This window comes from Collinsella sp. HCP3S3_E5 (assembly GCF_052067635.1).
Classification (GTDB): Bacteria; Actinomycetota; Coriobacteriia; order Coriobacteriales; family Coriobacteriaceae; genus Collinsella.
The window spans coordinates 1-11,084 of sequence record NZ_JBQHQF010000035.1 but is presented as its reverse complement, the minus strand read 5'-3'; the positions used below and the strand labels follow the sequence as shown (position 1 = coordinate 11,084).

Annotated in this window: 9 protein-coding genes; 1 reads left to right on the top strand and 8 read right to left on the bottom strand. The window is 61.2% G+C overall.

Features of this window, described 5'->3' with window-relative positions; genetic code table 11:
- Positions 1-259 precede the first annotated feature (259 nt).
- The 4 genes from ACTM82_RS08550 to ACTM82_RS08535 form a co-directional block, all read right to left on the bottom strand.
- Positions 260-1,168, bottom strand: coding sequence for a UTP--glucose-1-phosphate uridylyltransferase (locus ACTM82_RS08550; RefSeq protein ID WP_154514705.1), 909 nt, complete (start codon positions 1,166-1,168; stop codon positions 260-262).
- Positions 1,169-1,479: 311 nt separating this feature from the next.
- Complete coding sequence (gene rplL / locus ACTM82_RS08545; protein WP_154514707.1) at positions 1,480-1,857, bottom strand: 50S ribosomal protein L7/L12; 378 nt, start codon at positions 1,855-1,857, stop codon at positions 1,480-1,482.
- A gap of 102 nt (positions 1,858-1,959) precedes the next feature.
- Complete coding sequence (rplJ, locus tag ACTM82_RS08540; protein WP_117646079.1) at positions 1,960-2,481, bottom strand: 50S ribosomal protein L10; 522 nt, start codon at positions 2,479-2,481, stop codon at positions 1,960-1,962.
- A 508-nt stretch (positions 2,482-2,989) separates the two neighbouring features.
- Positions 2,990-4,126: a pyridoxal phosphate-dependent aminotransferase gene (locus ACTM82_RS08535; RefSeq protein WP_441055735.1), complete on the bottom strand. Its 1,137-nt coding sequence runs from the start codon at positions 4,124-4,126 to the stop codon at positions 2,990-2,992.
- Positions 4,127-4,219: 93 nt separating this feature from the next.
- Here ACTM82_RS08535 and ACTM82_RS08530 point away from each other — a divergent pair, with 93 nt between their 5' ends.
- Positions 4,220-4,870: a hypothetical protein gene (locus tag ACTM82_RS08530; protein WP_441055737.1), complete on the top strand. Its 651-nt coding sequence runs from the start codon at positions 4,220-4,222 to the stop codon at positions 4,868-4,870.
- Positions 4,871-4,880: 10 nt separating this feature from the next.
- Here ACTM82_RS08530 and ACTM82_RS08525 read toward each other — a convergent pair whose 3' ends face one another.
- The 4 genes from ACTM82_RS08525 to feoB form a co-directional block, all read right to left on the bottom strand.
- A complete protein-coding gene (locus ACTM82_RS08525; RefSeq protein WP_441055738.1) occupies positions 4,881-5,444 on the bottom strand; it encodes a uracil-DNA glycosylase family protein in 564 nt (187 codons plus the stop codon).
- Positions 5,445-5,447: 3 nt separating this feature from the next.
- Positions 5,448-6,824: an alpha-amylase family glycosyl hydrolase gene (locus ACTM82_RS08520; RefSeq protein ID WP_441055739.1), complete on the bottom strand. Its 1,377-nt coding sequence runs from the start codon at positions 6,822-6,824 to the stop codon at positions 5,448-5,450.
- A 152-nt stretch (positions 6,825-6,976) separates the two neighbouring features.
- On the bottom strand, positions 6,977-8,173 hold the full coding sequence (locus ACTM82_RS08515) for an MFS transporter (protein ID WP_441055740.1): 1,197 nt from the start codon (positions 8,171-8,173) through the stop codon (positions 6,977-6,979).
- Positions 8,174-8,296: 123 nt separating this feature from the next.
- Positions 8,297-10,708 (bottom strand): ferrous iron transport protein B, encoded by a 2,412-nt coding sequence (gene feoB / locus ACTM82_RS08510; protein ID WP_441088540.1) that lies wholly within the window; start codon positions 10,706-10,708, stop codon positions 8,297-8,299.
- Positions 10,709-11,084 lie beyond the last annotated feature (376 nt).

Sequence of the window (11,084 nt, the reverse complement as noted above, 5' to 3'; positions counted from 1 at the left end):
CGGTGAGCCCGGCGCCGCGAAGCGCCCTGGCCCTCTCCACCATTCTCCTACTGTATGCCATGCGGACTCCGTTCCGGACCTCAACGGTCCAACTTTTTGTCCGCAGTCCCGCCGATACTCTGGGATGCGCTTTCCGCTAGGGTCCTCAGCCGGAAAGCGCATCCCAGAATTCGACCAAATTGTGGGTCGCACTTTCCGGAGCTAAGCGGCAGTTCGCAAAAAACGGGTGCAGACCGAAGTCCGCACCCGTAAGCGCTGTTTACTTGCGCATCAAGCCGCCGCGCTCGTCGATGGCATCCCAGAAGGCATCGGCAAAGCGAGGATCGCTTGCGGCCATAAGGGCGTTGGTGGCCATCCAGCCAGAAGGCGTGCCGGTGTCGTAGCCCGACAGAGGATCGATGACGACGGCGTACATGGCCTCGCGGTCGAGCGAACGGGCCATGGCGTCGGTCAGCTGGATCTCGCCGCCCTTGCCGGCCTGCTGGTCGGCAAGCAGCTCCATGACCAGCGGGCTCAGCAGATAGCGTCCGACGATGTAAAGGTTAGAAGGCGCAGCCTCGGGAGCAGGCTTCTCCACCAAGCCGCCGATACGCCACACGGCGCCAGGCTCGGCATCGCCAACGCCCTCAGCGCCCTCGAGGGAGCCCACGCGCTCGCCGGCGATAACGCCATAGCGGCTGACCTCCTCGGGAGCACACGCGGCAACAGCGATAACCGAAGCGCCGCCATGCTCCTTGGAGACGGCAAGCATCTTGTCGCAAATGTCATGGTTGGGCACAACGTAGTCGCCCAGAAGAACCAGGAAGTTCTCCCCCGCCACAGCATCGGCCGCCGAGCGAATGGCATGGCCGAGGCCCTTGGGCTCGTACTGATAACGGAAGTCGACCGGCATACCGCCTGCGTGGGCAACGGCATCGGCATATGCATCTTTGCCGCGCTCGCGCAGCAGGTTCTCGAGCGAACGATCGGGCTGGAAGTAGTTCAACAGCTCGGGCTTGCCAGGAGAGGTGACGATGATAGCATCATCGACCTCCTCGGGAGCGAGCGCCTCCTCAACGACGTACTGGATAACCGGCTTGTCGAGAACCGGCAGCATCTCTTTGGGCGTACACTTAGTGCCAGGCAGAAAACGCGTGCCTAGACCGGCGGCGGGGATGATTGCCTTCATATTATTCAAGGATCCTTTCGCAGGCGCAAAGCGCCCCAAGCGTGCGGCACGGCGGCCGCAGACCAAATTGCGATACCGAAGTATCTTACCGCCGGAGACATACGTCGCCGTAAGGCAAACGCAATTCTTCAGCAGGTCAACGCAAATTATTGCTCGAATGGTGCAATTTTATGCCCCAGCGGTAACGGGATTGGCACGGCGAAGACAGCGGTGTTCTGCGTGCCGAGCAATGGGAATGAGGGGGCAAAACAAAAAAGACGGGGCTCGCAATGCGAACCCCGTCTGCAAAGAAATCTGGCGAGAAAGCCTGATTACTTGAGGGTGACAGCAGCGCCAGCAGCCTCGAGCTTCTCCTTGGCAGCCTCGGCGTCCTCCTTCTTGGCGCCCTCGAGAACAGCCTTGGGAGCGCTCTCGACGACCTCCTTGGCCTCCTTCAGGCCAAGGTTGGTGAGCTCACGGACGGCCTTGATGACCTGGATCTTGTTGTCGCCGAAGCCCTCGAGCACGACGTCAAACTCGGTCTTCTCCTCGGCCTCAGCAGCGCCAGCAGCGGGAGCGGCGACAACAGCGGCAGGAGCAGCGGCGGAAACGCCGAAGGTGTCCTCGATAGCCTTAACGAGCTCGGAAGCCTCGAGAAGGGTCATTTCCTTAAGAGCATCGATAATCTCATCGGTGGTAAGCTTAGCCATTTCTAAGTCCTTTCGGTTTCCGTGTCTGTGCACGGAGATCAGTTAAAACACGGCGCGAATGCGCCAGGGGTGCGGCGTTGCCGCCGCGGGTGAAAACAGCGACTAGGCTGCCTTCTGCTCGGAGACCTGCTGGATCGAACGAGCGAGACCAGAGGAAACGCCGTTGACGCAGACAGCGATGTCGCGAGCGAAACCGGAGATGAGACCGGCGATCTGGCCGAGAAGCTGGTCCTTGGTGGGCAGCTCGGCGATAGCCTTAACATCATCAGCGGAAACGGCCTTGCCGTCGGAGATACCGCCCTTAATCTCAAGGACACCCTTGGACTTAGCGGAGAAGTCCTTAAGGGTCTTAGCGGCCTCGACCGGCTCGGTCTCGTAGAACACATAAGCGACGGGGCCGGCGAGGATCTCGTCGAGCTCGGGCTGCTCCTGGTTCTTGAGAGCGATCTTGACCAGGTTGTTCTTGTAGACCTTCATCTCGGCGCCGCACTCGCGAAGCTGATGACGCAGCTCCTGAGCCTGCTTAACCGTCAGACCGTTGTAGTTGACGACGAACAGACCGGCATTCTCGGCGATACGGGACTCGATCTCTGCAACCTTGTCGATTTTGTACTGCTGGGGCATGAATTACACCTCCTCGAATTCTTTCCGGGCACGGTCCGCCACAAGGACGTGACGGGGGCATGTCCAAAAAGAAAGCCCCCGCGCTGCATGAGCGACGGGGGCGAGAAGACATATCTACTCGACCACCTCGGCTGGCGGGATATCCCATTGAGCTCGCGGGCAATGCCCGTTTGCACCGGCTGTCTCTGGCAGCGGATTCGTGCGTGAACCGAAAGTATTATGGCGGGAACCCCGGCGTCGGTCAACGGAAAACCGGGCTGCACACAATTCCACCATCCGGCACGCTCCGCCGAAGGCCAGGCGCAAGGTTTTCGCTCGGTCAAGTCCTGGGCTCGCACGAAGGCCACATTAAGTGGCCTTCGGCTCGTGCGGAATCTACGAAAACCTTGCGCCTGGCCTTCGGCGGCGCGGCCTGCGTCAACTATGGGGCAGCCCGGTTTTCCGTTGGCCGGCGCGCCCCACTCATAATGCTTGGGTCGGTGGGCTGATGGTTTTGGGTCCCGGTGGGCTATAGGGTTGACACGAATTTGGACAGGCGGCGGAGGCCTTCGTCCAGATCTTGGTCGGAGACGCAGTAGCTTAAGCGGACGTGGCCTTCGGTTCCGAAGCAGTCTCCGGGGACTAGGGCTACGTTAGTTTCTTTGATGGCTTTGATGCAGAAGTCTTCGCTTGTTAGGCCGAATTGTTTGATGCTGGGGAAAGCGTAGAAGGCGCCGGCTGGTTCCACTACGTCGAGGCCCATGGTGTCTAAGGCTGCGAGCACGCGTTCGCGGCGGGCTCGGTAGACTTTGAGCATGGGGGTTGGGTCGACGGTCAGGGCTCGGGCCGCGGCGTCCATTTCGAAGGAGACGGCGCTCGATACTAGGTATTGGTGAGCTTTTGCGATCTCGGCGATGACGGGGGCTGCAGCTGCGAGCCAGCCCAAGCGCCAGCCGGTCATAGCCCATGGCTTGGAGAAGCTCTCGATGACCACCGTCTGCTCGCGTAGCTCCGGGTGGCGCTGGGCAAAGCGCTCATAGCCATCCACATAGACCAGGCGGTTATATACGTCGTCGCAGATTACGTAGATGCCCGCTTGCTCTGCCACGTGTGCCACGGCGTCGAGCGATGCCGCGTCGAGGATACAGCCCGTGGGATTGTTGGGCGTGCAGATGACGATGGCCTTAGTCGCCGGCGTCACGCAGGCGCGAAGCGCGTCCTCGTCAATCTGGAATTGCGCGGGCTCCGTATCCAAGAAGACCGCCTTGGCATGATTGGCCACGACGATGCTCTCGTACAGGCCAAAGGCCGGCGTGGGGATAATAACCTCGTCGCAGGGGTTGAGCATGGCCATAAATGTTGCCGACAGGGCCTCGGTCGCGCCGTCGGTCAGGATGACCTCGTCGGCCGAAAACGTAAGGCCCGCGTCTCCCATGTAGGTAGACAGCGCCTCGCGCAGGGCGGGACGGCCGTTGTTGGGCGGATAGTGCGTGTCACCGCGGCCCAGCGCGGCGGTCACCTCGGCGCTAATCACATCGGGCGTGGGAAAATCGGGCTCGCCAAGCGCGAGCGCGATGCACCCCGGATGCTGGGCGGCGAGTGCGTTGATCCGGCGGATACCGGAGGGCTTAAGCGTGGCAAGCGAGGTGTTCATGGGTAGACGCATGGCGTTCCTTTCGTAAGGGTTGCACTAGGATAGCGCGCCCGCGCGCCACCAGACGGTGTAACCTAAACGGAAACCAACCGGAAAGGAGGCGGCATGGAGACAACTGCACGCGGCGATGTACCAAAAACGCTGCAAACCATTGCATATATCAGTATTCCCGAGAGCGCCGATCTTGAGTTTTTGCTTTGGGACCTGCAGGATGCCATCGCCGCCTATGCTCAGCTTTCCGACACCGCGCTCCCCCGTTCGGTCGACTTGGAGGCGGATGATGCCGGTGTAGTCGATGGCATGGTGTTCGCTGTTGATGATGCATTTGATGATGAGGCGATGATCGCTGTCGAGCAGATACTCGATCGCTTCGGGGATACAGAGACACGCGTCTATGTCGTCGTTCTTGCTGGGTCCGAGGACGCCGAACGGGCACGCGAAACCGCCATGCGGCTGCGCCGGGCATGTATTCTACGTGACCTGCCATGGTGCGGTGGCGTTGTCATCTGCGCCGGCAGCGGTATTGCGGCGCTTCGCCACTCCCCGCGTATGGGCCTCTTACGCCGGCCATTTTCCGAAGCGATGGATAAGCTTGTAGGCGCCGTGCGCATGGGCTGCTCCATAGAGCATGCGCAGCTGCTTGGCGGCGGCGAGGCCGATAGCGTCGATGTCGACGGCATGGTGCGCGTCAAGCCCGCCGTGCCCGCACCAATCTGGCATGCCATCATCAAACGCCTCGGCGCCCATGCTCAATAAAGGATCTAGATTACCGTGTGGTCCAGTCAACTGCCTCGCGCCAGCGCTCGATAAGCCGCTCCAGGCGCCAGGCCGCGTTAGCGGGACTAGTTGACGGCAATACGACAGCGGACAGACCCGTCCGCTCCTGTAGATAGCGCTTATAGAGGCGCCCCGCCGTACCTCCGTTGCATACCACCCGCTCGATGGGCGCAGCTCCAGTGATGCGTTCGATATATGCCGGCACAACGTTTTTGATGCTCGCGTCGCTCGACCCCTTAATGTCGCAGCTCTCGATCACATCCCACAGGGCCAAGCCACCGTTCAACAGCATGGATCGCTTGGCGGCAATAGAGGCGTCGAGCGTCGCGGGCTCGCCGCCCACCAAAGGGTCGCCCTCGTTGGGTGGTACAGGCACACCAAGGCACGCGGCCATCACGCGCCAAAAGCGATTCTGAGGGTTGCCGTAATAAAAGGCATTGGTGCGCGAAAGCACCGAGGGAAACGATCCCAGCACCAAAACGCGCGAGTGCCGGTCAAACACGGGCTCAAACCCATGCTCAATATGTTGATAGCCCTCGTCTGACGCCGCCATGACCTAGGCCCTCAACAGATAGCGCACCTCGTAGGGCGCAAGTTCAAGCGCACCCGTCAGCTCGACCGTGGGTGCATCGTCGGCAAGTAGGTCGACGAAGGAGCCGTTGAGTTCGCCGGCTCCAAAGGTATAAGGCTCGTTCACGGCATTGACCGCCACGAGCACCGTCGCGTCGTCGCAGGCGCGCTCGAACAGCAGCTGTTTGTTCTGAATCATCACGTTGCGGTACGCACCGTAGCTGAGAGCGCGTGCCGCCGCGTCGTCGGCCGAGCGCAGGTGCGCAAGCTGTGTGATGAAGGCCGTCAGCTCGTTGGGCGCAGGCTCATCGAGCGCAGGGCGCAGCGCCCAGTCGCCATCGGGGCCACCCTTTTCGCCAGCAATTCCCCACTCGCTGCCATAGTAGATGCACGGGATGCCCGGCATGCCAAAGAGCATGCCGTAGGCGGGACGCAGACAGGACTTGTCGGTGAGGATGCTCGCCAGGCGCGGCACGTCGTGGTTGTCGACAAACGACAGCAGGTGCTTGCCGCGGTAGATGCACCACGGATCGCCGCCAAACTGACGGTGCAGCGAGTGGGCGATCTCGAACATGTTGATCGAGTTAAAGCTGGAGTACAGTCCCTTGTAACACTCGTAGTTGGTGCAGGAGTCGAGCATCTCGTCGTTGACGATCTGGTTGTAGTCGCCGTGGAGCGTCTCGCCGATCAGCACAAAGTCGGGCTTGAGCTCACGGGCAAAGGCGTGCAGGCGGCGCATAAAGTCGCGGTCGAGCATATAGGCGACGTCCAGGCGCAGACCGTCGACGCCAAAGACATCGGCCCAACGGCGCACGGACTCGAGCAGGTAATCGACCACGGCGGGGTTTTGCAGGTTAAGCCTCACGAGCTCAAAATGGCCTTCCCAGCCCTCGTACCAAAAGCCATCGCCGTAGCATGAGTCGCCGTCAAAGCTGATGTGGAACCAGTCCTTGTAGGGCGAGTCCCACTTGCGCTCCTGCACATCGCGGAAGGCCCAAAAGCCGCGACCGACGTGGTTGAAGACGGCGTCGAGCACCACGCGGATGCCGTGGGCATGCAGCGTCTCGCACACGGCGGCAAAGTCGGCATCCCCACCCAGGCGACGGTCGATGTGACGCAGGCTGCGCGTGTCGTAGCCATGGCTATCGGACTCGAGCGGTGGGTTGATGAGCACAGCGCCAATACCGAGTTTTCGCAGGTAGTCGGCCCATTGGGCGATTTTCATGATGGGGGCATCGGGGTTGGGCGCGTCGTTGGCAGCCTGGGCAAGCGCATCCTCGGCAACGGGCGCGGCGTTTTCGCGCGGAGCTCCACAAAAGCCCAGCGGATAGATCTGATAGAACGTCGTCTCGTATGCCCACATAGCAACCTCCCGGTAAGCCAACACAACGACATCCATTGTATGCCCGGCTTGCATCCTCTTCCCCAAAATAAGTTGCGGTGGAATAGTTCCTGTCTGGGCCTTCAGAAGCCTTAAACAGGAACTATTCCACCGCAACTGATGAGGGGACGTGATTAGGCGACGGGCTTGGCGCGGCGGATGGCTGGGAACATCACCGTGATGGCGAGGATGACGCCCACGACGGCAATCGCCCCGCCCGCGAAGCCGATCCAGGCGATACCGGGACCCGAAACCACGGCGCCGCCGATCGCGGTGCCCGTGCCGATACCCAGATTAAAAAGGCCCGAGAAGATCGACATGGCGACAGCCGACGAATCCGCCGGCGTGTACTTGATGAGCTCGGCCTGGAACGCCACATTGAAGGCCGTGGCGCAGCAGCCCCACAGCACGCAGACAGCAAGCACTGCTGCGAGCGACGATGCGGCCGAACCTATGAGCAGCAGGGCCGCTGGCACGCCGGAGAGCGTGATAGCCAAAAACGGGAAGCGATGCCCGTCGAACAGGCGGCCAAACAGCCAGCTGCCCACCAGACCGGAGCAGCCAAACGCCGTCAGCGTCATGGTAATGGCGCCCGCGTCGACGTGCGCGACCTGCGCCAGGAAGGGCTCGATATAGCTGTAGCCTGTGTAATAGCCGGTCGCCATAAAAACCGTGACCGCGTAGAGCGCGATGAGGAACGGGTTCTTGAGCAGCTCGGGCAGCTGTTTAACGGCAAAGCGCTCACCCGCCGGCATGGCCGGGAACACCGCTGCCTGGTACACCACCGCGGCGGCAGAAAAGGCCCCGACCACAGCGAATGTCATGCGCCAGCCCACAGCCAGCCCGATGGCGCGGCCGATCGGCAGGCCAAAGATCTGCGCGATGGACGAGCCCGTGGCGATCATGCTGATGGCGAGCGCCCCGTGACGGGTGTCGACCAGGCGCGAGGCCATAATCGAGGCGACCGACCAGAACACGGCATGTGCGCAAGCGACCACCAGGCGTGCACAGACCAAAATAGGATAGGTGGGCGCCACGGCGGACAGGAACTGACCCAGAGAGAACACGGCGAGCACGCCGAGCAGCATACGCTTGAACTCAAAGCGCGAGGCAAACACCATAAGCGGCAGCGACAGCAGCATGACGCCCCAGGCGTAGACCGAAATCATGATGCCTGCCTGGGCCTCGGTGAGCGAGAACGATACGGCAATATCAGTCAGAAGGCCGATGGGCATGAACTCCGATGTGTTGAACACGAACGCGCAGCAGGCGAGCCCGATAAGCGGGAGCCACTGCTTGAGCGAGATGCCATCTTGTCTTGCCTGAGTCATGTAGGAAACCCCTCCGATTGTCTTGGGCGGTGGGCGATTATATAGCAACGGCCCCGCATCCGTCAGTACAGATGCGGGGCCGCAATCAACTCAATACACAGAGGTTGCGCCGTCAATAAATAGCTAAGCCAACCCCAGCAATATGCCCACCGAATGCACGACAAACGCCACGATCCAGGCGACCGTCACCTGAAACGCAAACACGGCAACGGCATAGCGCGCGCCCAACTCGCTCTTGACGGCACCGATTGCCGCCACGCAGGGCGGGTACAGCAGCGTAAAGACCAAGAACACGTAGGCGGTAAACGGCGAAAACATGGTCGACAGCGCCGCGGGTGACGTTGCATCCAAAAGCACGGTGAGGGTCGAGATGACGCTCTCCTTGGCGATAAGTCCGGTGACGAGCGCCGTGGATGCACGCCAGTCGCCAAAGCCAAGCGGCGCCAACAACGGCGCGATGATGCTACCCAGACCGGCAAGTAGACTCTGCGACTGATCGGCGACCACATTAAAGCGGATGTCAAACGTCTGGAGGAACCAGATGACCACGGTGGCGGCAAAGATGATGGTAAAGGCCTTGGTAATAAAGTCCTTGGCCTTATCCCACGCCAGCATCACCGTCGTCTTGATGCTCGGCAGGCGGTAATTGGGTAGCTCCATGATAAACGGCACCGGGTCGCCCTTAAATGCTGTGCGGTTGAGCACCAAAGCCGCGATGCAACCGACCGCAATGCCAATCAGATAGAGCGAGACCATGGCTGGGACCGTCGCCTGCGGGAAGAATGCTCCGCACAGCAAGCCGTAAACCGGCAACTTGGCCGAGCAGCTCATGAACGGCGTGAGCATGACCGTCATCTTGCGATCATGCTCGGATGGGAGTGTACGGGTCGACATGATAGCCGGCACGGTGCAGCCAAAACCAACGAGCATGGGCACGAAGCTGCGGCCCGACAGGCCAAAGCGACGCAGCACCTTATCCATGACAAAGGCCACGCGCGCCATGTAGCCGGAGTCTTCCAGAATGGAGAGGAACAAGAAGAGCACGACGATAATCGGCAGGAAGGTCAGCACGCTGCCCACGCCCGTAAGCACGCCGTCGACAGCCAGCGAGCGCACCACGTCGTTGGTTCCGAACGCCTTGAGACCCGCATCGGCCGAGGCGATGATGACAGCGATGCCGTCCTCCATAAGTCCCTGCAACGCCGCGCCGATCACGCCAAACGTCAGCCAAAAGACGAGGCCCATGATCGCCAGGAACGCCGGAATGGCCGTGTAGCGGCCCGTCAGGATGCGGTCGATCTTAACGGAGCGCACGTGCTCGCGGCTCTCGTGCGGCTTGACGACGCAGCGCCCACACACGTCGCCGATAAAGCTAAAGCGCATATCGGCCAGCGCGGACAGGCGGTCGGTGCCAGCCTCGCCCTCCATCTGGGTAATGATGTGCTCAATAGCGTCAAGTTCGTTGCGATCCAGGTGAAGTGCCTCGGTCACCAGCTCGTCGCCCTCAACCAGCTTGGTCGCCGCAAAACGCAGCGGAATGCGGGCCGTCACGGCATGGTCCTCGATCAGGTTGGCAATGCCGTGGATACAGCGATGCAGCGCACCGCCGTCCGGGCCATCGGGCGCGCAGAAGTCCAGGCGACCCGGGCGCTCGCGGAACCGCGCCACATGCAGAGCGTGATCCACCAGCTCGCCGATACCCTCGTTGCGGGCAGCGCTAATGGGGACAACAGGCACGCCCAACAGGCTCTCGAGCAGGTTGACGTCCACGGCGCCGCCGTTGGCCGTCACCTCGTCCATCATGTTGAGCGCGATGACCATGGGGCAGTCGAGCTCCATAAGCTGCAGCGTCAGGTAGAGGTTACGCTCGATATTGGTGGCATCGATGATGTCGATGATGGCGTCGGGATGCTCGTCAAGGATGAATTGACGGCTGACAATCTCCTCGCCCGTGTACGGCGACAACGAATAAATACCGGGCAGGTCGGTAACGCTCGCCTCGGGGTGGTTACGAACAGTACCGTCCTTGCGGTCGACCGTCACGCCGGGAAAGTTACCAACATGTTGGTTGGAACCCGTCAGCTGGTTGAACAGCGTGGTCTTGCCGCAATTTTGGTTGCCGGCGAGGGCAAAGTGCAGCGGCGCGCCCTCGGGCACGGCCGTTTTTGCCGCGCGGGGCGAATACGTCCCCTCACCGAGCGCCGGGTGCTCCGTCGTGCCGATTGCGGCGTTAACGCGCGGGCTCGTATCGGTGTCGTGAATACCCACGAGCTCAATGCGAGCAGCATCGTCTTTGCGCAGCGTCAACTCGTAGCCACGCAGGCGAATCTCGAGCGGGTCGCCCATGGGGGCGTACTTCATCATGGTGACTTCGGTGCCCGGCGTTAAGCCCATGTCCAAAATATGCTGTCGGAGTGCCTGATCGTCCGATGCCACCGATGCGACAACGGCGTCCTTTCCAATCTCGAGTGTATCGAGCTTCACGTACGTGTTCCTCCCCCGACGCCCACAGGGCGTTGCATTTATGTTCACCATTGCTAACCGTTTGCCATGGCTAACCAATTTTAACCATGCATGATAGCGCGAACATACAGCGACGTTCAATCAACAGATTGTTGCAATGGGGACAGATCGCTTTGCCCAATAGATGCGATGCGGAACAACCAGGCGCGGGAGGGAATTCCGGGACACGGTTTCCCAGACGGCACCCTTTCGGAAACCGCACCCCACTATTCAGGCGAATTCCGGGATGCAGTTTCCCGATGGGGGCTCCTGGGGAAACTGCGTCCCACTCTGAAGCTGGGACTGCGGACGATTTCTTGGACCGTTACGCGGCCCTTCCCAGCGCGGCGCGGAACTCGGCCGGCGTGCGGCCGCCGAGCGCATCGCTGCGCCTCTCCGTATTGTATCG